Raw genomic sequence first — 25,688 nt, forward strand, 5'->3', positions numbered from 1 at the left:
GCTCCCTAGTATTTCCAGCTCAGGGTGGCGCTGCCGTTGCGGCCCGCCGCGTACAGCGACTGGGTCCAGTACAGGCTGGTCAAGTGCTTCTTGTCCGTCACGTTGTTCAGGTTTAGCGACAGGCTGACGTTGCGGCTGATGTCGTAGCTGGCCATCAGGCCCAGTTGCGCATACGCGCCCTGGTGCAGGGTGGTGCTGTCGTCGATCCGGTTGTAGATGGCGTCCTGCCAGGCCAGGCTGGCGCCCACCTTCAGCCTGGGCAGGGTCGGCACGTGATAGGTGGTGGCGAGGTGGAACTGCTTGCGCGGGATGAAGGTGCGCGCATTCTTGCCGTCGTCGCCCTTGATGCGCAGCTGCGAATAGCCGGCGTTCGCCTGCCAGCCCTTCGCCAGTTCGCCCGAGGCATCGAGCTCGATGCCCTGCGAGTCGGAGTCGACGCCCTTGTAGAAGGTCTTGAAGTCGGGCGTGGTGCCGGCCGCTTCTGCCACGTTCTTCTGGCGCGTCTTGAACAGGGCGCCGGACAGGTTCAGGCGGCCGTCGAACCAGTCGCTTTTCAGGCCCGCTTCCAGGCTCTTGCCGGTGGCCGCCGCCAGGGTCTGGCCCGTGCGGTCGATGCTGCTCTGCGGGTTGAAGATCTCCGTGTAGCTGCCGTAGGCCGAAACATGGCGGCCAATGTCGTAGACCAGGCCCACGTAGGGCGTGGTGTCGCTTTGCGACTTGGCCTGGCTGACGCCATACGCGCTGCCCGAGCTGTCGGCCTTGACGGTGTTGACGCCGGCCAGCAGCTTGGCGTTGTCGGCCAGGTTGAAGCGGGCGGCCAGGTAGGCGTTCTTGCGTTCGTCCTTGTAGGCGCTGCCATCGGTCGATGCGTCGAACAGCGGTTCCGGATAGGAGCCGTCGAACGCTGTGCCGTTCGGCAGGGCCGTACCGATGCCGCGGCCATAGTAGGAAACGTCGTCAAGGGTGGATTTCGACCAGGCCAGGCCCATGCTCAGGTCGTGCCGGCGCCCGGCCAGCGTGAACGCGCCCGTCGCGCCCACATCGAGCAGGCGCTGCTTGTTGGCCGAGGCATAGCGCGACGGATAGCTGAACAGGCCGTCGCCCGTGGCCTTGTCCGGCGTGCCGTAGACGTAGAACAGCTTCGAGTCGGAGGTGGAACGGTTGTAGGTGGCGGTGGCCGTCACGCGCCAGTCGGCATTGAACTGGTGCGCCAGTTCGGCGAAGGTGCTGTTGTTGATGATGCTCCAGCGCGACCAGTCGGCCGAGGTCGAGGTGGAAATCGGGTAGTCGGTGGGCGTGCCGTCCGCGTAGGCGACGGGCAGGGCGCCCCACATGCCGCCCCTGGCCACGCTGCCCTGGTAGCTGTGGCCCACGGTCAGGGTGGTGTCCGGCGTCAGTTTTGCCTCGACGATGGCGTAGGCGACGTCCTTGCGCGGCGAATAGCGGTCCAAGTAGGAATCGCCTTCCTCGTGCGCCACGACGAAGCGCGCCGCCACCTTGCCATCGGCGCTGAGCGGCGTGGACACGTCGGCGTCGAGGCGGCGCGTGTTCCACGAGCCCGCGGTGACGCCGGCCGAAGCGGCCAGGCCGGCGGTCGGGCGCTTGCGCACGAAATTGACGGTGGCCGATGGATTGCCGGTGGAGGAAATCAGGCCGTTCGCGCCGCGCACGACGTCGACGCGCTCGAACAGCGCCGTATCGAGGTCGCCCATCACGTTGCCGAAGACGAAAGGAATGCCTACGCCGTCGAACTGGAAATTGGTGATGTCGTAGCCGCGCGCCGTGTAATAGGTGCGGTCCGTTTCCACCGCTTCCACCGTCACGCCCGTCGTTTGCGCCAGCACCTTGCTGGCGTTATCGAGCCTGAAATCGTCCATCTGCGCGCGCGTGACGACGGAGACGGCTTGCGGCGTGTCGCGCAGCGACAGGTCGAACTTGCTGGCCGAACTGCTCTTGCGCGCCGTGTAGGCGTTCGCGTCGCTGCTGCCCGTCACGACGATGGTCTGCATCACGGGTGCATCGTCGGCGGCGGCATCGGCCGGAACGCTGTCGGCGCCGTGCGCCATGCCGGCGCCGAGCGCCAGTGAAATGGCCAGGGCCAGCGGGCGCAGCGGCAGCGCGGGATGGGAAGAGGGAACGGCACGACCTGGCATGAAACGGCTCCTGAAATATGAATGAGAATGAGAATAATTCTCAATTCTATTGTGGCGCCAGCCTGGAAGGCAAATTTTTTGTGACCGAAAAGCGTTGTTTTTCGTTTCTTTACCTGCTTTTACATGCCGGCCGCTTGCCGGTGGACAGCGCATGCACGGCGCAAAACACAAAAGACAGCCGAAGCTGTCTTTTGTTCTTGGGTGCAAGGGGCGGATTACTTGGCCGGGGCCGTCGCTTCCACTTTGGCCGCGTCGGCCTTGGCCTTCGCCTTGCTTGCCTTGTGATGGGCCTTGGCCTTGCTGGCTTTCGCGTCGGCCTTGGCGCTGGCGACATCGGCTTTCGCATCGGCGGCAACGGCAGCTTCCTTGGCGTCGGCTTTCACCACGGCCTTGCTCTCCTTCGCTTCCGCCTTGGCCACAGCTTTTGTGTGCGCTTCCGCCTTGGCGGGAACGGATGCTGCCGGAGCGGCAGGGGTTTGGGCGAAGGCTGCGGTAGCGAACAGGCCGGCGATGAGGGTGGCGATAACTTTTTTCATGATGGAATCCTTGGTAGTGGCAGTCGAAGGTGGTGTGCTGGCTTATGTGCTGGATTACTTCACGGCGGCAGGCGCTGGCGCGGCGTCGGCCTTGGCTTTCGTGTGCTTGGCCTTGTGGTGGGCCTTGGCCTTGGTGGCGGCCGCTTCCGTCTTGGCGCTGGCCACGTCCGTTTTCGCGGCAACGACAGCCTTGGCTTCTTTGGCGTCCGCTTTCACGGCCGTTTGGGCTTCCTTGGCATCCGCTTTCACGACGGCTTTCGTGTGGGCCGCTTCCGCCTTGGCGGAAACGGATGCTGCCGGGGCGGCAGGGGTTTGGGCGAAGGCTGCGGTAGCGAACAGGCCGGCGATCAGGGTGGCGCTCAGGTTGAAAAGGCGGTTTTTCATGGTGCAGTCCTCGGTGGTGGTTTGTCTGGTGTGTCTGTTGGTGCCGGGATGATTCCCGTGTCACTGAGCAGAAAACGCGGCCGGGAAGCATACAGTTGACCTTGTTTACACTTTCTTACAATCAGGCGTGTTAAGCGCTGTTGCTGCGTGATGCAGGCGTGAAAACGCAAAAAGACAGCCGAAGCTGTCTTTTTGCGTGGCGCCAAAATGGCGCGCGGGGAAATTACTTGGCTGCAGCGGCGGTCGCTTCAGTCTTGGCTTCGTCAGCCTTGGCCTTGGCTTTTTTTGCCTTGTGATGGGCTTTGGCCTTGGTTGCGGCGGCGTCGGCCTTGGCGCTGGCAACATCAGCCTTGGCATCGGCGGCAACGGCAGCTTCTTTCGCGTCGGCTTTGACGACGGCCTTGGTTTCTTTCGCTTCTGCTTTAGCCACTTCCTTGGTGTGCTTGGCTTCGGCCTTGGCAGGCACGGCTGGCGTTTGAGCAAAGGCTGCGGTAGCGAACAAGCCGGCGATCAGAGTAGCGATTACTTTTTTCATGGTGCAGTTCCTCGAGAAGTGGGGTTGTAGTTCAGGAGATGCATTTCCCCTGTCACTGAGCCAAAAACGCGCGGTGAGGTCATCAGGTTGACAGCCGATTACAAACACTTACATTTAGTTGTCACGCCCGCGTGCATGCGGGCCTGCGGGCCATCCCGCCGCTCTGTTAGCTGGCGTACCGCGCCATGGCAGGCGGCGGCCTAGACTCGATGCCATCGTCATTGCATGGGTCCGCCATGAAAGCCGCCTTGAAGACCTACCGCGCGAAACGCGATTTCGCCATCACGCCCGAGCCGGCCGGCGGCGGCGAGGCGGCAGGCGCGGCGCTTGCCTTCGTCATCCAGAAGCACTGGGCCAGCCGCCTGCACTATGACTTCCGCCTGGAACTGGACGGCACGATGAAAAGCTGGGCCGTGCCGAAAGGACCCAGCTACGACCCGCGCGACAGGCGCATGGCGGTGCAGGTGGAAGACCATCCCCTGTCCTACGCGGCCTTTGAAGGCACGATTCCCGAAAAACAGTATGGCGCGGGCAAGGTCATCATCTGGGACAAGGGTACGTGGCAGCCGCAGCCGGCCACGCCGGACGCGCGCAAGGCGCTGGCGGCGGGCGAGCTGAAATTGACCCTGCATGGCCACAAGATGCACGGCAAGTGGGTGCTCGTGCGCATGAAGGGCAAGGGCGAAAAGCAGCCCGCCTGGTTGCTGATCAAGGAAAAAGACGACTATGCCCGGCCGGCGCTGGCATTTTCTGTCGTCGACGAGTTCCCCGACAGCGTCAGGGACAAGCCCATGCCCAAGCGCGGGAAGAGGGCGGAGCCGGCGTCAGCGCCGGCCGCCAGGCTGCCCGCCAGCCTGGCGCCGCAGCTGGCCACGCTTGTCGATGCACCGCCGCCGGAGGCGCAAGACTGGATTTTCGAGGTGAAATTCGACGGTTACCGCATCCTTGCGCGTTGCGATGGCGAGCATATTGCCTTAATCACGCGCAATGGCAATGACTGGACGGCGAAACTGCCGCAGTTGCGCCAGGCGCTGGAAAAGCTGGGCTTGCCGCCTGGCTGGTATGACGGCGAAATCGTCGTCAACGATGCCAGCGGCCACCCGGACTTCGGCGCCCTGCAGCGCGCCTTCGATGCGCAGGCCACCAGCGAGATCGTGTATTACCTGTTCGACGTGCCGTATTTCGACGGCCACGACCTGCGGGGCCAACCCGTCGAGGCGCGCAGGGCGCTGCTGGAGCAGCTGCTGCAGCGCTTGCCGGCATCGCCCCTCGTGCGCTTCAGCGCGTCGCTCGATGCGCCGCCGCAGCAGCTGCTGGCCCACGCTTGCCGGCTGGGGCTGGAAGGGGTGATCGGCAAGCGGCGCGGTTCGCCCTACGCTGCGCGCCGCTCCGGCGACTGGATCAAGCTCAAATGCGGACAGCGGCAGGAATTCGTCATCGGCGGCTATACGGCGCCGCAGGGCGCGCGCGAAGGCTTCGGTGCGCTGCTGCTGGGCGTGTACGACAGGGACGGCAAGCTGCGCTATGCAGGCAAGGTGGGCAGCGGCTTTGACGATGCCACCCTGCGCGGGCTGCGCCGCCGGCTCGCGGCGCTGGCCGTGGCCACGAGCCCGTTCGCGGGCAAGGCGGGCGGCGTGCGCCAGCCCTCGTGGGTGCGGCCGGTGCTGGTGGCCGAAGTCGGTTTTGCGCAGTGGACGAGCGGCGGCGCCATCCGCCATGCCGTGTTTCTTGGCTTGCGCCTGGATAAACAGGCCGCTGCCATCGTGCGCGAGCAGCCCCGGCCGCTTGCCAAGGAGAACAAGATGCAAGACAAGCAAGAATCGGCGCTGGAGGGCATCCTGCCCGCCAGTTTCAAGGTCAGCCATGCGGACCGGGTGATCGACCGGGACAGCGGCGCCACGAAGATCGACCTGGTGCGCTACTACGCGCTGGTAGGCAAGCTGATGCTCGTGCATTTGCGGGGCCGGCCCGTGTCGCTCGTGCGCGCGCCGGCCGGCGTGGGCGGTGAACTGTTCTTCCAGAAGCATGCGGATACCTCGGCGATGCCCGGCGTCCGGCAGCTCGATGCGGCGCTCGACCCGCAGCATGCGCCCCTGCTGGAAGTGGCGACCATGCAGGGCCTGCTGTCGGCGGCGCAGTGGAACGTGGTGGAGTTCCACACGCAAAACGCGCTGGCCAGCGCCTATGACACGCCGAACCGCCTGGTGTTCGACCTGGACCCGGGCAAGGGCGTGGCCTGGCCCGCCATCCGCGAGGCGGCCGTGCTGCTGCGCGCCTTCCTGGCGGAGCTGGGCTTGCCCGCCTGGCTGAAAACCAGCGGCGGCAAGGGCTTGCACGTGGTCGTGCCCATCCGCCCGAAACACGGCTGGGACACCGTCAAGGCGTTTTCACAGGCCATCGTGGCGCACATGGCGCAGCACATTCCGCAGCGTTTCGTGCTGAAAAGCGGGCCCGCCAACCGGGTCGGCAAGATCTTCATCGATTATCTGCGCAATGGCCGGGGCGCCACCACCGTGTGCGCGTGGTCGGCCCGCACCCGTTCCGGGCTGGGCATTTCCGTGCCGCTGGCCTGGGAAGAGCTCGACAAGCTGAAGGCGGGCGACGAATGGAACGTGAGCAACGTGCACGGCCGTCTCGACGTGGGCAACGCGCCATGGGCGGGCTATGCGCGCAGCGCCAGGGGCATCGACGGGGCCATGAAGAAGCTCGGTTTCAGTCCGCCGGCTTGAAGGGCTGGGCCACGCGCGCCAGCTGCAGCGCTTCGTCGATGGCCGCATTGAGCAGGGCGATCTCGACGGGTTTGGTCAGGTAGCGGAAGAAGCCCGCGGCCAGGCCGTGGCGGATGTCGCCCTTCATGGCGTTGGCCGTCAGCGCGATGACGGGGATGTGCGCCGTGCGCGCATCGTTGTGCAGGATGCGCTGCGCCTGGTTGCCATTCATGCCGGGCAGGTTGATATCCATCAAGATGACGTCGGGCCGGCGCTCCAGCGCCAGCGCGATGCCGTGGCGCGCGTCCGTGGCCGAGATCATGCGCAGGTGGGGCAGGAAGCTGACGATGTCTTCCACCAGGCGCAGGCTGGCTGGGTTGTCTTCCACGTACAGCAGCAGCGCCTGGCCGCCGGTCTCGCTTTCCGCCTCGCCGGCCGGCACGGGCAGGTTTTCCAGCTCGGCCTGCATGCTGGCGGGCGGTGCGGCCATGGTGTCGAGTTCGATCCAGAACACGCTGCCCGCACCGACGCAGCTGTGCACGCCCATGTTGCCTCCCATTAACTCGACGAGGCGCTTGGTGACGACCAGGCCGATGCCCGTGCCTTCCTCGCTGCCCGCTTCCTGGCCCAGGCGGTTAAACGGCTGGAACAGTTCCGCCAGCTGCGCCTCGTCCAGGCCCTTGCCCGTGTCGCGGATGGCGAGGCGCACGCGCTGCGCATGGGGCTGCGAAATTTCCAGCGTCACCCTGCCGGCCGGGCGGTTGTACTTGATGGCATTCGACAGCAGGTTCAGCAGCACTTGCTTGAGGCGCGTATGGTCGGCCCTGACTATCAGCCGGTCGCAGGGCGGGAACGCCAGGTGGATCTGGCGCTGCTGCGCCTGTTCTTCCACCATCACGCGCACTTCCTCGATCAGCGCGGGCAGCGCCACGGCTTCCATCGACAGGCTCAGGCTGCCCGATTCGATCTTCGCCAGGTCGAGGATTTCATTGATCAGGGTGAGCAGATGGCGGCCCGAGGTGACGATGTTCTGCACGAAGGCCCGTTTTTGCGGCACGGTGGCGGGCAGCGCCTCGTTGGCCAGCAGCTGGGCAAAGCCGAGGATGGCGTTGAGCGGCGTGCGCAGTTCGTGCGACATGCTGGTAAGAAAGCGGTCCTTCGCCTGGCTGGCCCGTTCGAGTTCGATTTTCTGTTCGTTCAGCGTGTGTTCGATGCGCTTGCGTTCCGTGATGTCGCGGATGGCCGACGAGACGAGCACGCCTTCATCCGTTTCCAGTGGCGACAGGCTGATTTCCACGGGAAACTCGGTGCCGTCGCGGCGCAAGCCGTACAGTTCCAGGCCCGCGCCCATGGAGCGGGCGCGCGGCGCCGTGGAAAAGGCCTGGCGGTGGCGCGGATGCTCCATCGCATAGCGGGCCGGGATCAGCACTTCGACGTTGCGCCCGAGCAACTCCGCCCGCGAATAGCCGAACAGCCGCTCCGTCTGCGAATTGACGAGCACGATCTCGCCATCGCCGTTGACGATGACGATGGCGTCCGGCGCCGATTCGAGCAGGCCGCGGAACTTCTGCTCGGCCCGGCGGCGGTCGCTGACGTCGCGGATGGCGCTGATGACGAAGGTGCCGATCTCCGTCTGGATGGGCGACAGGCTGATTTCCACGGGGAACTCGACGTTGTCCTTGCGCAAACCCAGCAATTCCAGGTCGGCGCCCATGGTGCGCGTGCGCGGCTGGTCGAAATAGCGCGCCCGGTGTCCCACGTGCGCATGGCGCAGGCGCTGCGGCAGCAGGCTGTCGATCTGCCTGCCGCTGAGTTCGCCTTCCGCATAGCCGAACAGGCGCTGCGCCTGCTGGTTGGCCAGGACGATGGCGCCCGTGGCGTTGACCATGATGACGCTGTCCGGCGTCGACTCGAACAGCACGCGGTAGCGCGCGTCGACGAACTGGGCGTCGCGCGCCGCCTTCAGCAAGGTCGTGTCCTTCATGGTGGAAATCAGGTAGCGGGGGCCGTCCGGCGCGGCGCTGGCGGCCTGGCACGCCACGTCGACATAGATGAGTTCGCCATCCTTGCGCCGCCGCAGCGATTCGCGGTCGTAGCTGCCGTGCAGGGCCAGCTGCTCGGCGATGAGCGGGGCCGCCTCGGCCTGGCCCGGCGGCGAGATCAGTTCCCACAGCTTGCGGCCCAGCACTTCGTCGCTGGCATAGCCGAAAATCCGCTGCGCCCCCGCCGTCCAGCGCACGACGGCATGGTCTTCGCTCGTGATGACTACGCCGCCAGGGGCGCCGCTGAGGATAAGCTGATCTAAATCGGCATCCATTTTTTCCCGCACGCATGACATGGCTTGCCGGGCGGCAGGCTGTGTGCATAACGTAGCGAGAAGCATGATCAAAGTCAATGCATTTTTGTTATGTAATTACTGGCCGGGATGCGCGCTTCAGGCGGCCTTGCGCTTGCCGGCGGCCGTCTTGCGTGGTGCGGCCCCGCTCGCGCGCTTGCGCGGCGGCGCGGCGGGCACCCGCTTGCCCAGGCTTTGCTGCAGCAGGGCCACCAGATCGATCACGTTGCTGCCGCGTTCTTCTTCCGGCTCCGGCGAGGGCGGCGTGATCGTCTTCGTCTGTTTCGCCTTGATCTTTTTCTTCACCAGCGCCAGCACGTCTTCGCGATAGCTGTCGTGGTATTGCGCCGGCGCCCACGCTTCGCTCATGCCTTCCACGAGGGACAGGGCCATCCTGAGTTCCTTGTCGCTGATGCCGGCCGCCTTCAACGTGTTGCCCGGCAAGTCCAGGTCGTCCGTGGGGCGGATTTCATCGGCATAGCGCAAGGTGTTCAGGACGATGGCATCGGCGACGCAGACGAGCGCGCACAGATGCTGCTTGGTGCGCATGACCACGCTGGCGATGCCCACTTTATTGGCCTTGCGCAGGGTTTCGCGCAGCAGCGCGTAGACTTTCTCGCCGCCCCTGGCGGGCAGCAGGTAATACGGGTGTTCATAAAAAGTCAGCGGCACTTCCGCCGCGTCGACAAAGGCGTGGATATCGATGCTCTGCGTGGCCTTTACGTTGGCTTGCCGCAAATCTTCGTCGGACAGGACCACGTATTCATCCGTCTTGTATTCATAGCCCTTGATGATGTCGTCCCACTCCACTTCCTTGCCCGTCTGCTTGTTGTAGCGCTTGTAGCCGATGGGGGCGAAGTCGCGCCGATCCAGCATGGACAGGTCCAGTTCATGGTCGAGGCTGGCTGAAATCAGCTCGACGGGGATGTGCACGAGGCCGAAGCTGATGGCGCCTTTCCACAGTGCGCGCGCCATCGCCTATTCCCCCACCTTGCCGGTGACGGGCAGGACGATGCCCGTGATGTAGCTGGAACAGGCGGGCGAGGCGAGGAAGACGTAGGCGGGCGACAATTCCTCGGGCTGGGCCGGGCGGCGCATGTCCGTGTCCGCGCCGAATTGCCGGATGTCCTCGGGCGACTTGTCGGCCGGGTTGAGCGGCGTCCATACGGGGCCGGGTGCGATGGCGTTGACGCGGATGCCCTTGTCAAGCAAGTTGCCGGCCAGCGCCATGGTAAACGCGTGGATGGCGCCCTTGGTGGTGGAATAGTCGAGCAAGTGTTTCGACCCCTGCAAGCCCGTCACGGAACCCGTGTTGATGATGGACGCGCCCCGCTGCAAATGGGGCAGCACGGCCTTGGCCATGTGGAAGTAGCCATAGACATTGGTTTTCATGGTCAGGTCGAAGCGCTCCTCGCTCAGGTCGAGCAAGGATTCCGCGTGTTCCTGGAAGGCGGCGTTGTTTACCAGCACGTCGATATGGCTGAATTGTTCCATCACCTGGCTGACGGCTTCCTGGCAGAAGCGCTGGTCGCGCACGTCGCCGGGAATCAAGAGACAGCTCTGGCCTTCCGCTTCCACGTAGCGCTTCGTTTCGTTGGCATCCTCGTGCTCGTTCAGGTAGATGATGGCGACATCGGCCCCTTCGCGCGCGTACAGCACCGCCACGGCGCGGCCGATGCCCGAATCGCCGCCCGTGATGACGGCCACCATGCCGGCCAGCTTGCCGCTGCCGCAATAGTCGGGCGCCAGGAAGCGGGGTTTGAGCTGCATCTGCGCCTCGATGCCGGGCTTGTCCAGGTGCTGGGCGGGCAGGGGCGTGCCGGGCTGGCTGCGGGCGCTCGTCTGCACGGGCTGGCGGCTTTTCTGTTCGGCTGGCTTGGCGGCATCGCGCTGCCGATCGTGCTGATCCTGCTCGCGCTGTATGCTGCGCTGCAAGTTGCCTGAGGACTGGTCCTTGTTCTCGTTCATGCTGGCCTCCGTGGAAACGACAAGCCAGTATCGGCGCGGCAGGGGCGCCAAACGGTGCGCTTGCTAACAGAGTGGCACATTCCGGGCGAAAGTTATATGATGGTTGACATTATTGTGGGAGGCGACATGAAAGTGAGCAGAGAACAGGCGGCGTTGAACCGCGAACGCATCGTCGACGTGGCGGCCAGGCTGTTCCGCGAAAAGGGCTACGACGGCATCGGCGTGGCCGACCTGATGAAGAACGCGGGCCTGACGCACGGGGGCTTCTATGGTCATTTTGCCTCCAAGGAAGACCTGATGGTCGAGGCGTGCCAGCATGCGCTGGAGAAATCGCTGGACGGCTGGCGCGCGAAGATCGCCAGCCACCCGCAGGGCGCGCTGCCCGCCATTGTCGACAGTTATCTGACGACCCGGCACCGCGACGCGCCCGGCACGGGCTGCCCGGCGGCGGCCATGGGCGTGGATGTGGCACGCGTGTCGCCTGGCGCGCGTCCCGCCTTTGCGCAGGCGACGCGGCAGCAGTTTGCGCTGCTGGAAGACTTGATGCCGGACGGCAGGCCGGAAGCGCGGCGCCAGCAGGCCATCACCACCTTTGCCGCCATGGTCGGCGCCATGGTGCTGGCCCGCGCCGTCGATGACGGCGCGCTGTCGCAGGAAATCCTCGACGCCGTGAAGGCGCAATTGCTGCAAGACTGAGCGCCGCTGCCCACGTACCCCCTGTCAGCCGGCCTCGTCGCATGATAGGCTTCGGTTTTCAGATTTTGGGATTTCATCATGCTGCTCTGGCTCAGGCAATACCGGCGTCCTCTGTTGGCCGGGGACATCACTGCCGGTATCGTTGTCGCCATGATGATGGTGCCGCAAGGCATGGCCTACGCGCTGGTGGCCGGCTTGCCGCCCGTGGTGGGCATCTATGCCAGCATCCTGCCGCCCGTGCTGTACGCCCTGTTCGGCAGCAGCATGACGCAATCCGTGGGGCCCATGGCCATCGTGTCGCTGATGACGGCCGCCGCCCTGGCGCCGCTGGCCGACCCCGGTTCCTCCCTGTACATCGTGCTGGCCGCCCAGCTGGCCTTCATCAGCGGCCTCGTCCTGCTGCTGTGTGGCGTGCTGCGCCTGGGCTTCATGGCCAGCTTTTTGTCGCGTCCCGTGATCAGCGGTTTCAGCAATGGCGCCGCGATATTGATCATCTGGGGCCAGATTACGCCTTTGCTGGGCGCCACCTGGCCCCACTGGCACGTGCCCAGCCTCGTCCTGGGACTGTCCAGCCTGGTTTTCCTGTGGCTGGCGAAGCGCTACCTGTCGCGGTTGCTGCAGCGCTGCGGCCTGAACAAGGTGGCCGCCGACGTGGGCGCGCGCCTGGCGCCCATGGCGCTGGTGATTACGGGCATCATGCTCGTGGCCTATTGCGGCCTGGAAGCCCTGGGCGTGCAGACGACGGGCCACGTGCCCAGCGGCTTGCCGGGCCTGAACCTGGCCACCTCCAGCGCCCATTGGCGCACCCTGCTGTCGCCGGCGCTGCTGATCGCCTTCATCATCTTCCTGATGAGCATGTCCGCCGCCCAGACCCTGGCGCAGAAGCGCGGTGAAAAGCTGCATACCAACCGCGAACTGCTGGGCCTGGGCGCGGCCAACGTGGCCAGCGCGCTGTCGGGTGGCTTTCCCGTGACGGGTTCCATTTCCCGTTCCGCCGTCAATTTCCAGGCGGGCGCGAATACGCCGCTGGCCAGCATCATCACGGCGGGCCTGCTGGCGCTGGCGCTGGTGGCGCCCACGGGCTGGCTGGCCCTGCTGCCGCTGCCCGTGCTGGCGGCCACCATCATCTTTGCCGTCGCCAGCCTGCTGGACTGGGATACCTTGAAGCTGTCGTGGCGCTACGACCGCAGCGACGCCCTGGCCCTGCTGGCGACGACGGCCGGCGTGCTGGTGCTGGGCGTGGAGGCGGGCGTGGTCATCGGCGTGCTGCTGTCGATGGGCACCCTGATCTGGCGCGCCAGCCGCCCGCACATCGCCGTGCTGGGGCGTATCCCGAATAGCGAGCACTTCCGCAACGTGGAGCGCTACGAAGCGCAGACCCTGCCCGACGTCCTGCTGCTGCGCATCGATGCGGGCCTGTTCTTCGGTAATGTCGAAGCCGTCACCGAGCGGGTGGAAGAGGAGCTGCGCGGACATCCGACGGCGCGCCACCTGGTGCTGGTCTTGTCGGCCGTCAACCAGATCGACAGCACGGCCCTGCTGGGCTTGATCGAGCTCAACAGCACGCTGGCCAAGCGCGGCATCAGCCTGAACCTGGCCGAAGTGAAAGGCCCCGTGATGGACCGCCTGCGCCAGAGCAGCCTGCTGAAAGACCTCAGCGGCAAGCTCTACCTGAGCACGGCATTGGCCACGATAGACCTCAGCGGAGGAAACGCATGAGCATGGAGTTGAATCTGCATGGCGAGCCGCGCGTGATTGATGACATCCTGGCGCTGGAACAGGCGCTGCAGGAGGCGCGTACCCTGGCCCAGTGCGAGCTGTGGCTGACCCGGGCGACGGACGCGGAGCAGGGCCCGGCCCTGTGCATGCTGCGCAATGGCGGCAATGCCTGGCTGATGTATCTGTCGGGACAGGACGACCTGAGCTTTCACTCGCTGGGCGACGAAGAGGCGGAGGGGACGTGCAGCTACCTGCTGAGCAATGGCCAGGTGGATGAATATCCGGAAGCGTGGTGCGTGGACGTGGAACAGTGCCAGCGGGCTTTGCTCGCCTTTTTCAGGACGGGCGGCGCGCGGCCATCTGGCATCGAATGGGAGGCGGATTGAGATGCCGCAAACCATCATCGCCGATATCGACCGGGACTTGCTGGCCGCGCTGGACGCCAGGGCGGGCTTGCTCGCATTGCGCGCCATGCTGCTGCGCTACCACGCCAGCGGCGTGACGGCGGCGCAAGTGGCCGCCTTGCTGCAGGAGCGGCGCGCCGCCACGCAGGATGAGGCGCTGGAAGACACGATACTGGACGCCCTCGACATGGTGACGGGCTGGTGCGCGCCGCAGCTGCGGGTATGGGAAGAGGAAAACCATGCATCCTGACAAGTGCAAGCAAGTGGCGGGGCTGTCGTGCGCCGAACGCCATGCCTACTTTGTGCGCAAGGTGGCCGACACGCAGGAAGTGTGGGGCTTGTACCAAGCGGGCTGGGCCACGGCGCAGCTTGAGGGCAAGGTGGCGATACCGTTCTGGCCGGAAGCGGCGTTTGCCCAAGCGTGCGCCAGCGGCGACTGGGAACATTTCCAGCCGCGCGCCATCGCGCTCGGCGATTTCCTGCACAAGTGGCTGCCCGGCATGACGGGCAATGGCCAGCTGGCTTTCGTCTTTCCCGTGCCGCAAGGCAGCGTCAGCGTCGCTGCGCCTTGCGATTTGCTGGCTGATTTGAAAGAGGAGGCCGGACAATATGAGTGAACAACGCCTCGATGCCTGGTATGACGGCTCGGCCATCTGCCTGATCGCCGTCGGCGCGCACGGCGACCCGCTGGACCTGGGCGACGACGAGGTGCGCGCCCTCATCGCGAAGCTGCAGCAATGCCTGGCCGAGTCCGAGGCGGGCGCGGTACCCGAGTGAAGCTTCAGGCGGGCGTCAACGCCTTTTCCATCGCCACGCTGGCCAGGCTGATGCCGCTGGGGTGGGCATATGCTTCCTCGCGCAAGGCCACGAATCCTGCCGCCCGGTAAAACGGCACGGCATTGAGCGAGGCGGACAGGCGCAGGCGCCCCATGCCGCGCTGTCGCGCCAACTGCTCCAGCGCCGCCAGCAGGCGCTTGCCGATACCGAGGCCCGCGCGCGCGGGATCGACAAACACGGCATCGACTTCCTGCTTGTCCGCATCGAGCATGGCATAGCCGGCAAGGACACCGTCCTGCAGCGCGACGATGCCGCCGCCGGCTGCCAGCATGGCGGCATAGCCGTCCGGCACGGGCGAGGCCGTCCACGCGGCAATCTGCTCCGGCGCATAGTGCGTGGCGCAACTGACGCGCACGGCCACGGTGCGCAAGGCCCACAGGGCGGCTATGTCTAAGGGCAGGGCGGGGCGCAGGGTGACGGGCATGCAAGCTTTCGGGCAAAAGGCCATGCTAGCGCAATGGCTGGCTGGGCGCCAGCAGGGGCTAGTCCAGCCGTCACTGTGCCGGCTGGTCCGGATCGATATAGTAGGACCCCGGCGGCGCGCCCGGCACCTTCACCCGGAACTTCAGGCCCGACAACAGCTTGTCCCACAAGGCGATGGCCTCCTCGTCGCTCAGCGACGCGGCGTCGGCGGCGCCGACCATGTTGTGGGCGACTTTGGTGTACATGGATGCTTCCAGCACCGCTGGATAGGCGACATCGCGCGGCGTCCCCACCAGCGTCCATTCAAAATCATGCACGCCATCGGTACGCCGTATCAACGATTCCTCGCCATGCCAGTGCTGCACGTCACGCTTGCCTTCGCGTAGCAGAGTACGAGGAGGGTAGTTCTTGCCTTGCTGGTCTTTCGCCTGCTGGATGCGGGCAAGCAATGATAATTTCCCGCGTACTTTTGCATCATATTCGGCAGGAGGATAATCGCCGTAGGCATTTTTATTTGATGTGATGGAAAATGTCACATCTGGCAAGCTGGGGAAATATAGGCCGGCATCTGCCATTTCCTGACTCTCATACTTGTTGTCGCTCATGAAGCCTTGTTCGACGCAATAGCCAGGTTCCTTGGGAACTTCTTTTTCTTTGCGCAAACGTAAATTATTAGCGCGAATCATTTGATTTTCTATGGAGTCTGCTATTGTTTCGCCTTTTCTTGTTGATCCATCAAGAATAAAAATGTATTTTTCTTTAATTATATATGTCTTGAATGTCAAGCGTCCGTCTTTCTTGGAAAATTCTCCATCATAGTATTGAAGTTGCCAACTATTTTCTACTGGACCTTTTCCATTGTATGTAATTTCAGATGTTCGGTTATTTTTTCTTATCTTCTCAATTTCTTCTTTGATGTGTTCATTCTTTTCTTCTATTCCGCCTGGAATGGTTTTAATTTCCGAAAGGAGTATTGTTCCTCCTGATATTAGTTGTGCTTCTTGAGGAACTTCTACTGCGTAGCGTCCAAAGCATACAAGTTTTGTCTTGGAAAATAATGTTTCCAGGCGCTTGCTAAGTTTGATATGTCCAGACATTATGGTTTCCTTGGTTGTGTTTTTTTTCGCGTAGGTGGAAAGGAATGTCATCGAAATAATTATGATTGCGAAGAAAATTATTTTCTTTGTCTTATTATTCATGGCTTACTCCCATTTTGCTGTCTTGGCAATTTGTACGATGGAATACAGCATGGATGCCATTACATTTGTGTCGGCGTAGCTGTTCTGATGTTCATAACCATTCGCTTCTGCCATGCCATGTACGAAAAGTGTGCCTGTAATATGTCGGGCAGAACGGTCTGACGGTACCGTCCCATCACCGTGTGCACTGGCTGGCTGTAGCCTTAATTTTAATATATTCCCTCCTGCCTGAACCGAGAATTGCCCTTTGGCATCATCTTCAAGTAGTTTCCATTTTTCAGGTAACGGCTCGAATTTATTCCAGGGATCATTTGAGCCACTGTGAAGGCCGTCAATTAATTTAAATACGACTTTTCCGTAACTCAAGAAATTTCGTGAGGCGCAATAGCTTGCATAAGTGTTTGGATGGAAATTTTTCTCTATGGAGGATAAGAATTCTGCGGCGTTTTTTATTCGCCGCATTGTTTTTTTCTATTTCGCCACCTTTTTTCCGAGGGAGGTTTGCGGGATTTATCCAGTTTGGATTGATTAGCCTCTACCACGCATTGGGTGGCTGAAGATAAATACTGTCTAGTGCCGTCGCCTTGTCGCGAGGCCAAGTCCATAAAACCTTATTCTGAGCATACACAATTGGGGAAGTCGATCTTCAGCAGGCGCCGTTCTTGCGCGGCAAGGTCGAAGACCGATAGCGTCGCCTGTATGCTTGCATGCATGGCCTGCCTCCGTTACAGGGATGTGATCAGGCGGGCGCCGCAGGCCGTGGTATCGCCGTCATAGGCGTACGGCTTGCCCATGTGTTTTGCGCCTGCGCCGTCCGGCGTGATGGGAAAGCTGCCCTTGCACTTGGGGCAGAAGGTTGTATCGTCGGCCAGCGCCGCCGTCTTCCCCATGACGGTGCTGCCGGACGATGCGCTGGTAACCTTGCCGCCGTGATCGGTTGCATCGCCGAGCCGGATGACGCCGCGTCCTGCATGTTTCATGCCTGCCTCGTTTTCCAGGGTTGAACTGCTCAAGCCAGTTGCAGCAAATAACGCACTTCGGCGCCGCGGACCTTGCCTTGTGCCGTCTGCAGGAACGTCGTCCAGCCAAGGCGCCGTCTTTCTGCCGGGACAGCGCTCAGGAACAAGGGGGAAATGCATGGCGGACTCAGTATCAGCCGCACTTCATATTGCAAGTCGGGTGCGCCAAACAGCGCCAGCATCGTTGCCAGTGCCGCCGCGCCGGCGCTGCGCGGCAGGAAGCGTTGCAGACCGGCAGGGTCCAGCGGGCCGATGTGCAGGCGGACGCGCATGTCCTGGCGCCACAGTCGCAGGCCTATGGTTGCGCCGCGCGCCAGGCTAAAGTTGACATTGCCCAGCAGGCTGCGCCGATTTTTTTCCAGATAGTCCCAGCCACCGACAAATTGTTGCAGGGAGACGGGCACGCCGCAGTACTCGGCCAGCACGGGGCCGATCGCTTGCGCGGAGACGGGGCGGCAACGCAGCAGACCCGCGTACCAGGCCGCCACGTCCTGCGTCACGATTTCAGGTTCCGCACCCGGCGGCAGCGCATGGCGCCGTATGCCGGCCACTGCCGTCAGCAGGGGGCGTTGCGTATCCTTTGCCTGGGTCTGGAGCGTCGATTCCAGGCGATACTTTTCCCACGCCTGGTAATACAGCGCAACCATGCGGTGTGAAAAGATGTCAATGAAGGCCGAGACGCCAGCGTCCTTGCCCGACAAGCGGTGGGCGGCGATGCGTTCCGAGTGGTGCAGGGGCAGGGTGCCGCCGACGCCCAGAAAACGCATGAACGTTGGTATCAGGGTCAGTTGTTCATTCTCGTCGAGCGAGAGTTCCTCGATTTCACTGGCTGGAAAAACCAACGACAAGCTGTTCTTGAAGCGCAACACCTGGCTGAAGGCTTGAGTATGGGGCACGTTCTGCCTATGTAGCCAGCACAGCAGAATGCGCACTGCCTGCACGAACTGATAGCGATATGGCTCGGCCAGCAAGTGCTGGATTACACCAGATTCTGCAGTCCGCTTCTTGGTTTGCATCGGATCAGCTCCTCTCCGTTTTGCAGTGACAGCGCCACCAGTTCGATGAAGCTGTTGATTTGTACATACAGCCCCAGGAAATGATCGATAAGCTGCACGAACAAGTGCATGCTGCTGCCGACGAACGCCTCCTCGTCCAGCGTGATGCGCACCTCCACGCCATGCGCCAGCGAGGTGCCGCGCTTGTGCCGCAACCATGTCGTGGTCGGCGAGTGCGCCAGCGCGACGATGCCGCTGATCTGGCGCTGCGAGCTTGCCGATTGGGACAGGTCATACAGCGTCAGCATTTCGCGCAGGGCCGGCAAGCCTTCCTGCACCAGTGCATGATGATTCAGCGCCAGGTGCGAGATGAGGCGCCAGTGCAAGCCTGCACCCGTTGAAAAGCGTTGCGTCCGGCTGGGGCGGCGCAGCATGTGCAGCGCGGGTCCGGCACCGCACGGTTGCAAGTCCCCCTGTGGCTGGCCGTATTTGAGCGCAAGGGGAAGATCGCGATTGCTGCATGTCAGCGACAGCGACATGCTGGCCTTTTCATGGATCAAGGGATTGAAGTCCCCATCGATCAGCGTGATTTTCTTTTCATGACCAGGGCTGTAGGCGGCCAAAGCCCTATCGTGGCGCATGATCCAGTAATGGCCCTGTTGCGCCGCGCCTTCGCCATGGCGCAGGCTGTACAGCGGGCGAAATTCAGTCAGCGTGCTTTCGCTGCCGCGTTGGCGCAGCAAGCGCACCGCATCGACGGAGACGACTTCGTAACCATGGGCATGGGTAGCGTGGGGCAGCACGGAATAGTCGGTCTTTTGCCGGGTGACTGAGATCGGTACGCCTTCCTGGCGGAAGAGATTGACGGCCGGACTGCAGCCCAGCCTTAAGTTCTCGCTGCAAGTGCTGGACAGCATGCGCGCCGCAGCGGAGTCGGGGCGCAAACCAGCCATGCACAGATGCAGGGTAAAGCGCTGGCACCCGGGCGGCAATACAGCACTCAGCACCGCGATATCGATGTCAAAGAAATTGAATTTTTCCGGATATGCAAAATACTCGCTCAGAATACGGTAGGCCGGCTGGGAACGTGCACCGAAGGGTATCAATGCGTCCGAGTCGGCAAAACCGACGGGCGTCAAAGGCACGGCGGGCAATGCCATCCATGGCATCGCGTCGATCGACACAAAAGCGCAGACTGCATGCATGAACAGGGCATCGCGCAAGGCGGCGGAAAACGAAGCTTCGCCATCGATGAAAACGCGCAGTGATGCCGGCGCCGCGTCGAGATGCCGGATACCGATGTTCAGCGAGGAGCTGGCTGATGCCGGCACACGGACGCCTGGCGGTGCCATGATCATCGTATCGAAATCCACGCGCTCTATTACCGATGCTCCTGTCGTCATGTCGTAGACAGTCTTGAAGCGGCAGCGCACGCCGCGCACAGGCGTTGCGTCCATTTCGCTGCCGGCCGGGAGGTGCAAGACGCCCGCCCCGGCGGCTGGCGCGGGCTGCTGCACGATGCTGCACGATGGGAAGGGGCGTAGATAATGCGGAAACAGGGCTTCGAACAGGGCTTCCGTAAATTGCGGATAGTCGTCATCGAGCCGTTTCGAAATGCGCGCCGCCAGCATGGCCACCGATTCGATCAAGTGTTCGACGTGCGGATCCTCGCAAGATTCGCCGGACATGTGTAATTTTCCGGCGATTCTCGGATAGCGTTCGGAGAATTCACGGCAATGCCGCCGTAGCATCACCAGCTCGCGCTCGAAATACGGCAGCAAATCCTCCATCTCTCTTTTCCTGTGTTTTTGCGGTGGAATGCTCAGTATCCGGGTGTTTGTCTAAAGGTAAATTGCGTTTGCGCAAATAATTGAACAGCGTTACTGCGCAACATCAACGACGTCCATGCTGGCCACATCAGACTGGCAAGGCAGCAAGATTCCAACGGTCAACACGGAGAACGCAATGACACTGCCATCCAAATTACTCTGGTCCGAAGGCCTGGCCATCGGCCCCCAGCAATTTCAGCAGCTGGACCGCTACCATGAAGCACGTCTGCAATGTCTGGCTTCATTGATTAATCCCCATTTATGGGGTGTGCATGGCGTCAGCTGGAATGCGGATGCACTGGCCAACAATAGCCTGCGGGCGGATACCATGTCGCTCGTCTTTCAGGACGGGGAGCTCTTCGACGCGCCGCTTGGCGATGTCTTGCCCAGTGCGGTTGACCTGTCCAAGCTGCCCTCCAGCGAACATGGCTTCACTTTTTATGCCGCCTTGCCCGCCTTGCAGGCACATGGCGGCAATGTGAGCTCCGCAGGCGCGCGCTATGTCCAGGCGGATATCGAAACCCCGGATCTGTACAGCGAGGCAGTCAGCATAGACGTCGCTTACCTCAAGAAACGCGTGTATCTGCTGTCGCAGCTGGACCCCCTGAATGATTACCTGGCCATTCCGGTGATCCGTCTGTACCGCGCCGGCAATGGCAGCTTTGAAATCGATACCTCCTTCATCCCGCCCGGCCTGAGCATCAGCGCCGAGCCTGCACTGCAGAAAATGCTCGATTCGCTGATCGACCGCATGGGCGCGAAAATCGAAGCCTTGTACAGCCGGCACCGTCAGCCCGGTAACAATGCGGTTGAATTTCATGGCGGCGATGTTTCCTCGTTCTGGATGCTCCATACCTTGAGCACCGCCAGCGCCATGCTCAGTCATTGCGCCAGCTACCGGCGCCACCACCCCGTGTATCTGTTTGAAAAACTGATGGCGTTGGCCGGTGGCTTGATGACGTTCTCAAAAAAATACACCCTGAGTGACTTGCCTGCCTATGCTCACGAGGACGCGGCTCCCGGGTTTGGCAAGCTCGATGGCATCATTCGTGACCTGATCGATACCGTGCTCCTGTCGCGTTACTTCCCGATTGCGCTGTCCAACGATGCGCAACAAAACACCCACTATCACGGCGTGCTCGATGCGACGCGGATTGACCGTCAGACCGAACTCTGTCTGGCGGTCAATGCCGATATGCCGGCGCTGGAACTGGTCGCCACGGTGCCCTTGCAGTTCAAGATTTCATCTCCGGACAATATCGAACTCTTGCTGGGCCGGGCGCTGCCCGGTGCCGAGTTGCGCCATATGGCCCAGGTGCCCGCCGAAGTGCCGGTGCGGCCCAATACATACTACTTTTCGATCGATAGCAAGGGCAGTATCTATGACAGCATGATCAAGGCACAGGCGATTGCGATTTACGTGCCGGCTGGCATAAAAGGGCTGAAGCTGGAATTGTTCGGCATCAGCGGCACCGCTGCGTAACGATGGGTGGCGGGCGGGTGTATTGTCAAATGTTTGCCCTAAGCAATAGACTTGCCCCGCCAGTTGACGTTATCATGTTTTTGTAAGTGTCGGTGGCCGCGCAGTCGGCGCATCGATGACACGGGATGACAGGCGAAAGCGAGCATGGGCATGGCGAATGATGCGTGACGTGCCGGGCGGCTTGCGGCCTGGCGGCGGGGTGGGCAGGGCAGCGGTGCGCCGCTGCCGCCGCGCATTGCTGTGGCTATTGTGCGCCGCCGCCGTTGCCGCACCGGTGTCCGCCGCCGCGCCGCCGCTGCGCAGCCAGCGCGTGCTCTTCCTGAACGCCTACGATTACGGCCGCGCCGGCGTGGAATCGTACACGCGCACCTATGTCGCGGCCATGACGGCGGCCGGCCTGGCCAGCGAGAATGTCATGGTCGAGCACCTGAGCCTCAATACCCAGGGCGATCCGGCCCTGCGCGGCGAGATGCGCGATTTGTTGCTATTAAGATACACTCACATGATGGGGCGCAAGGCCGATCTGATCGTTGCCATGCAGCAGCCGGCGCTCGACTATCTGCTGACGGAACTGGCGCCTCTGGCGCGCGGCGTGCCCGTGCTGGCGATCAATACCTCGGGCAAGGCCTTGCCGGCCGGCAGTGCCGGCGTCATCTGGCAGCAAAAGGCGAATGTCGACTTTCCCGGTACCCTGGCGCAGGCGATGGCGCTGTTTCCCGATACCAAGACTATCGTCATGGCCGTCGGCGCCAGCGAGGCCGACCAGGCCTTGAAGCGCAGCATGGAGCAGGCGGCGCTGGCCTGGCAGGGGCGAGTTTCCATGGAGTATCTCGACCACCTCACCCTGGCGCAGATGCGCGTGAAGGTGGCGCACCTGCCTGCCGACACGCTGCTGGTGGCGGGCAATGTCAACCGCGACGTGGCCGGCAACCTCGCCACACCCGTGCAGTTTGCGGGGCAGCTGGCGCGGCTGGCGAACGTGCCCGCCTTCGGCATGTACAACGCCAGCGTGGGCCAGGGCATCCTCGGCGGCTCCATCCTGCATATCGAACGGGCCGCGCAGCAGGTGGCGCAGCTGTCGCTGGCGCTGCTGGCGGGCAAATCGCCCGGCGCGCCCGGGACCCTGCTGCCGCCGGCACGCCCCGTGCCCATGTATGACTGGGAGCAATTGCAGCGCTGGGATGCCGACGTCAGCCGCCTGCCGCCGCAAACCCTGTTCGTCAACCGTCCGCCGCAGCTGTGGCATGAGCACCGCGTGGCCGTGCTGTCCGTGGGCGCCGTGTTCATCGTGATGGCCGGCCTGCTGAGCGCCTTGCTGCTGCAGCGGCGCCGCCTGCGCCGCGCCGAGAGCGAGGCGCGCGAAAGCGAACAGCGCTTCCGCATCCTCGTCGAGCACGCCCCCGAAGCCATCGTCGTCTACGACCTGGACCTGGACCGCTTCATCGACGCCAACAGCAGCGCGCAGCGCATGCTGGGCCTGTCGCGCGAGGAATTGCTGCGCAAGGGGCCGTTCGACCTGTACAGCGCGGAGCAGCCCGACGCCTTGCCGCTGGGCCTGATGGTGGAGGAGCATTTGCGCCGCGCCATGCTGGGCGAGCCCATCCTCGTCGAGCGCAACGTGCGGCGCGCCGACGGCACCGTCTTTCCCTGCGAGGTACGGCTGGTCAAGCTGCCGATGGAAGGGCGGCGCCTGGTGCGCAGCGGCATCGTCGACATTTCCGAGCGCAAGCACAGCGAGCAGGAACTGCTGGGCTACCGCGACCACCTGGAAGAGCTGGTGCAGCAGCGCACGGCTGCCCTGTCCGTCGCCGTCACCGAGGCCGAATCGGCCAACCGCGCGAAAAGCGTCTTCCTCGCCAACATGAGCCATGAATTGCGCACGCCCTTGAATTCCGTGATCGGCTTTTCGCAGATGATGGCCGATTCGAGCAGCATGTTCGAGGAAGAAAAGCATAACCTGGCCATCATCAACCGCGCCGGCCACCACTTGCTGACCCTGATCAATGACATCCTGGAACTGTCGAAGATCGAGGCGGGCCGCATGCAGCTGCAAACGGGACCCGTGGACTTGAACGGCTTGCTCGACGAAGTGCTGGAAATGGTGCGCATGCGCTCCGGCGGCCAGGGCATCGCGCTGCGGCTGGAGCGCTCGGGCGTGCCGCCGCTGGTGCGCCTCGATGGCGCCAAGCTGCGCCAGGTGCTGCTCAATCTGCTGTCCAACGCGCTCAAGTTCATCGAGCAGGGCAGCGTGACCCTGGCCTTGCACTGCCAGGCGCAGGACGATGGCCAGGTGGCGCTGGCGTTCGCCGTGCGCGATACGGGCAGCGGCATCGCCGAGGCCGACCTGGAACGCATCTTCGAGCCATTCGTGCAGGCCGACAGCGCCGTGGCGCAGGCGGGCACGGGCCTGGGCCTGACGATTTCGCGCGAATTCGTGCGCCTGATGGGCGGCGAGCTGCGCGTCGAGTCGGCGCTGGGGGCAGGTTCCGTGTTCCGCTTCGAGTTGCGCGCGCCGCGCGTGCTGCAGCCTGCCGCGGCGCCCGTGGCGCCGGGCCGCGTGGCGCGCCTGCCGCCCGCGCAGCGGGGACGCATGGTGCTGCTGGTGGACGATGACGAGAATTGCCGCAAGCTGCTGGCCGGCCTGCTGGCGCCGCTCGGTTTCCAGCTGCACGAGGCGGCGGGCGGCGCGCCGGCGCAGGCCATGCTGGCGGCGCAGCGCTACGACATGGTGCTCAGCGACTGGCGCATGCCGGACATGGATGGCCTGGCGCTGACGCGCTGGCTGCGCGCCCAGGCGCATCTGGCGCAGCCGCGCCTCGTGATCATGACGGCCTCCGCCTTCGAGGAAGAAAAGCAGGAAGCGCTGGCGGCGGGCGCCGACGGCTTCCTGCGCAAGCCGATCGAACAGGAGCACTTGTTCGCCATGCTGGAGCAGCAGCTGGGCCTGCGCTTCCAGCGCGCCGAGGCGCAAGCACCCTCCGCGCCAGGGGCGCCCGGCGCCGCCCTTGACCTGGCGCAGGCGATGGGCCGCCTGGGCGCGGCCGAGCGGCAGGCGCTGCTCGAATCGGTGCAGGCGCTCGATTTGCGTCGCAGCGCCATCGTGCTGGCCGGCGTGGCCACCCGCTGGCCGCAGCTGGCCGCGCATCTGGCCGCCATGCTGGAACAGCACCAGTACCAGCCGCTGTGCGCCCTGCTGGCGCAGCTGGCCGGCGAGCCGCAAGGCACGGACGCATGAGCGTGCACGCGCACCGGGGGGCGCGCCTGGACCGCGTCTCCGTCGTGCTGGCCCTCAGCGTGGGCCTGACCCTTGCCGTCACCGCGCTGCTGCTGGTGTTTGCCGTGCTGTTTTACCAGTCCGAACGCGACCAGCGCTGGCAGCAGCTGCACCGCAGCCTGTCCCTCAGCGCGGACCAGCTGGCCGTGGCCATCGAGCTGCCCCTGTGGAACCTCGATGAACGGCAGATGCTGGCCATAATGCGCAGCACCCTGGGCAACGGCGAACTGGTGGCCAGCACCCTGGCGCCGGGCATCGGCAAGGAGGCGCTGGTCCTGCGCCGCACTGCGGCGGGCGGTTTCGAGACGCTGTCCGCGCCGCCCGGCGATGCCGGCCTGCTGGTGCAGCGGCGCGCGGTGACGATGGGCGGACAGGCCATCGGCAGCGTCGCCGTGTACGCCACGCCGGCCCTGCTGCATGCGCAGCTGCGCCAGCGCGCGCGCGACGACCGCGCGGCGGCGAGCTTCTACACCACGGCACTGGCGCAGGCGCCGGTAAGCGGCGTTCCGCGCGGCATGGAAGGCATGGCAGCCGCCGCGCAGGCGTTCATGAGCGAGGCTCAGGGGTCGTTTCGGCGCCATCTCGATGCGGTGATGGCGGGTGGGCTTTCTCCGGCGATGGAAGAGGCACTCGGCCTGCTGCGCGGCACGCGGGAGATCGATCTGCAGCAACCCTCGCTGTTTTACTATCCCGGTCTGCCGCAGCGGCGGTTCTATGATCCGGCGGAGTTTGGCTGGATGCAGGCCGTGCTGGATCTGCTGCCCGCGATGCAGGCAGAGCTTGCCGCGGTGGTGGCCGAGGAGGCGGCGGACACGTTCGCGCCCTATGTCACGGCTACGCAGGACCGGCCTGCGCCGAACAACCCTCTGCTGGGTGATCCGGCGTGGGGTGCGTTCTACTTCTGGAAGGATGGCGCTGCAGTTTCAGGCAATGCGGCCCGCTGCCCGGCGACGATGGCGGCGCTGGCGTTCGCGCCCATGCCGATGATTCCCGGCCGCGCGCCGAATGCCCTGTGGTCACGGCTGAAGCCCGGTACGCACATTGCGCCGCATACGGGCATGCTCAACACGCGCCTGATCTGCCACGTGCCCATCCGCACGGCGCCAGACTGCACGCTGCGCGTGGGCAGCGAGACGCGCAGCGTGCAGTCTGGCGCCGTGCGGATGGGCACGTGGCAGATCAGGCGCGTGT

The 25,688-nt window shown here is 63.8% G+C and carries 23 protein-coding genes; 10 read left to right on the plus strand and 13 right to left on the minus strand.

Features of this window, described 5'->3' with window-relative positions; translation table 11 throughout:
• Positions 1–5: 5 nt before the first annotated feature.
• From EBS11_RS09390 to EBS11_RS09405, 4 genes are all read right to left on the minus strand, one after another.
• On the minus strand, positions 6–2,153 hold the full coding sequence (locus EBS11_RS09390) for a TonB-dependent siderophore receptor (RefSeq protein ID WP_290602246.1): 2,148 nt from the start codon (positions 2,151–2,153) through the stop codon (positions 6–8).
• A 215-nt stretch (positions 2,154–2,368) separates the two neighbouring features.
• Positions 2,369–2,689, minus strand: coding sequence for a hypothetical protein (locus tag EBS11_RS09395; protein WP_290602248.1), 321 nt, complete (start codon positions 2,687–2,689; stop codon positions 2,369–2,371).
• A 54-nt stretch (positions 2,690–2,743) separates the two neighbouring features.
• A complete protein-coding gene (locus EBS11_RS09400; protein ID WP_290602249.1) occupies positions 2,744–3,073 on the minus strand; it encodes a hypothetical protein in 330 nt (109 codons plus the stop codon).
• A 223-nt stretch (positions 3,074–3,296) separates the two neighbouring features.
• Positions 3,297–3,608: a hypothetical protein gene (locus tag EBS11_RS09405; RefSeq protein ID WP_077406305.1), complete on the minus strand. Its 312-nt coding sequence runs from the start codon at positions 3,606–3,608 to the stop codon at positions 3,297–3,299.
• A gap of 236 nt (positions 3,609–3,844) precedes the next feature.
• Here EBS11_RS09405 and ligD point away from each other — a divergent pair, with 236 nt between their 5' ends.
• Positions 3,845–6,337 carry a DNA ligase D gene (ligD, locus tag EBS11_RS09410; RefSeq protein ID WP_290602250.1) on the plus strand — a complete coding sequence of 831 codons (2,493 nt, stop codon included), beginning with the start codon at positions 3,845–3,847 and terminating at the stop codon, positions 6,335–6,337.
• On the opposite strand, the gene EBS11_RS09415 is transcribed toward ligD, so the two are convergent.
• From EBS11_RS09415 to EBS11_RS09425, 3 genes are all read right to left on the minus strand, one after another.
• Entirely contained in the window at positions 6,321–8,633 is a 2,313-nt protein-coding gene (locus EBS11_RS09415; protein ID WP_290602252.1) for a PAS domain S-box protein, read from the minus strand. The genes ligD and EBS11_RS09415 overlap by 17 nt on opposite strands.
• 117 nt (positions 8,634–8,750) lie before the next feature.
• On the minus strand, positions 8,751–9,626 hold the full coding sequence (locus EBS11_RS09420) for a Ku protein (protein WP_290602253.1): 876 nt from the start codon (positions 9,624–9,626) through the stop codon (positions 8,751–8,753).
• A 3-nt stretch (positions 9,627–9,629) separates the two neighbouring features.
• Positions 9,630–10,619: an SDR family oxidoreductase gene (locus EBS11_RS09425; RefSeq protein ID WP_290602255.1), complete on the minus strand. Its 990-nt coding sequence runs from the start codon at positions 10,617–10,619 to the stop codon at positions 9,630–9,632.
• A 126-nt stretch (positions 10,620–10,745) separates the two neighbouring features.
• Here EBS11_RS09425 and EBS11_RS09430 point away from each other — a divergent pair, with 126 nt between their 5' ends.
• From EBS11_RS09430 to EBS11_RS09455, 6 genes are all read left to right on the plus strand, one after another.
• Positions 10,746–11,315, plus strand: a complete 570-nt coding sequence (locus tag EBS11_RS09430) for a TetR/AcrR family transcriptional regulator (protein ID WP_290602257.1) — start codon at positions 10,746–10,748, stop codon at positions 11,313–11,315.
• 78 nt (positions 11,316–11,393) lie between these two features.
• Positions 11,394–13,034, plus strand: coding sequence for a sulfate permease (gene sulP / locus EBS11_RS09435; RefSeq protein WP_290602258.1), 1,641 nt, complete (start codon positions 11,394–11,396; stop codon positions 13,032–13,034).
• Between the two features lie 2 nt (positions 13,035–13,036).
• Entirely contained in the window at positions 13,037–13,420 is a 384-nt protein-coding gene (locus EBS11_RS09440; protein ID WP_290602260.1) for an Imm1 family immunity protein, read from the plus strand.
• Between the two features lies 1 nt (position 13,421).
• Positions 13,422–13,688, plus strand: coding sequence for a hypothetical protein (locus EBS11_RS09445; RefSeq protein WP_290602262.1), 267 nt, complete (start codon positions 13,422–13,424; stop codon positions 13,686–13,688).
• The gene (locus EBS11_RS09450) at positions 13,678–14,055 is read left to right on the plus strand and encodes a DUF2750 domain-containing protein (protein WP_290602263.1); all 378 of its coding nucleotides are present in this window, start codon (positions 13,678–13,680) and stop codon (positions 14,053–14,055) included. Before EBS11_RS09445 ends, EBS11_RS09450 begins: the two co-directional genes overlap by 11 nt.
• Positions 14,048–14,215, plus strand: coding sequence for a hypothetical protein (locus tag EBS11_RS09455; RefSeq protein ID WP_290602264.1), 168 nt, complete (start codon positions 14,048–14,050; stop codon positions 14,213–14,215). Before EBS11_RS09450 ends, EBS11_RS09455 begins: the two co-directional genes overlap by 8 nt.
• Positions 14,216–14,219: 4 nt before the next feature.
• Here EBS11_RS09455 and EBS11_RS09460 read toward each other — a convergent pair whose 3' ends face one another.
• The 6 genes from EBS11_RS09460 to tssF form a co-directional block, all read right to left on the minus strand.
• Positions 14,220–14,699, minus strand: coding sequence for a GNAT family N-acetyltransferase (locus EBS11_RS09460; protein WP_290602265.1), 480 nt, complete (start codon positions 14,697–14,699; stop codon positions 14,220–14,222).
• A 70-nt stretch (positions 14,700–14,769) separates the two neighbouring features.
• On the minus strand, positions 14,770–15,897 hold the full coding sequence (locus EBS11_RS09465; protein ID WP_290602267.1) for a T6SS immunity protein Tli4 family protein: 1,128 nt from the start codon (positions 15,895–15,897) through the stop codon (positions 14,770–14,772).
• 3 nt (positions 15,898–15,900) lie between these two features.
• Positions 15,901–16,359: a hypothetical protein gene (locus tag EBS11_RS09470; RefSeq protein WP_290602268.1), complete on the minus strand. Its 459-nt coding sequence runs from the start codon at positions 16,357–16,359 to the stop codon at positions 15,901–15,903.
• A 263-nt stretch (positions 16,360–16,622) separates the two neighbouring features.
• Positions 16,623–16,877 carry a PAAR domain-containing protein gene (locus EBS11_RS09475; protein ID WP_290602286.1) on the minus strand — a complete coding sequence of 85 codons (255 nt, stop codon included), beginning with the start codon at positions 16,875–16,877 and terminating at the stop codon, positions 16,623–16,625.
• Between the two features lie 29 nt (positions 16,878–16,906).
• Positions 16,907–17,932 carry a type VI secretion system baseplate subunit TssG gene (gene tssG / locus EBS11_RS09480; RefSeq protein WP_290602270.1) on the minus strand — a complete coding sequence of 342 codons (1,026 nt, stop codon included), beginning with the start codon at positions 17,930–17,932 and terminating at the stop codon, positions 16,907–16,909.
• On the minus strand, positions 17,896–19,701 hold the full coding sequence (gene tssF / locus EBS11_RS09485) for a type VI secretion system baseplate subunit TssF (RefSeq protein WP_290602271.1): 1,806 nt from the start codon (positions 19,699–19,701) through the stop codon (positions 17,896–17,898). The genes tssG and tssF overlap by 37 nt, the downstream gene beginning before the upstream one ends.
• A 175-nt stretch (positions 19,702–19,876) precedes the next feature.
• Between tssF and tssK the strand changes: the two genes are divergently transcribed.
• The 3 genes from tssK to EBS11_RS09500 all read left to right on the plus strand — a co-directional run.
• Complete coding sequence (gene tssK / locus EBS11_RS09490) at positions 19,877–21,223, plus strand: type VI secretion system baseplate subunit TssK (RefSeq protein ID WP_290602272.1); 1,347 nt, start codon at positions 19,877–19,879, stop codon at positions 21,221–21,223.
• 157 nt (positions 21,224–21,380) lie between these two features.
• Complete coding sequence (locus tag EBS11_RS09495; protein WP_290602274.1) at positions 21,381–24,458, plus strand: PAS domain-containing hybrid sensor histidine kinase/response regulator; 3,078 nt, start codon at positions 21,381–21,383, stop codon at positions 24,456–24,458.
• Positions 24,455–25,688: aspartyl/asparaginyl beta-hydroxylase domain-containing protein (locus EBS11_RS09500; protein WP_290602276.1), on the plus strand; the 1,234-nt coding region annotated here is incomplete at its 3' end. The genes EBS11_RS09495 and EBS11_RS09500, both read left to right, overlap by 4 nt.

The sequence above is a fragment of the Janthinobacterium sp. genome (assembly GCF_009923995.1).
GTDB lineage: Bacteria > Pseudomonadota > Gammaproteobacteria > Burkholderiales > Burkholderiaceae_D > Janthinobacterium.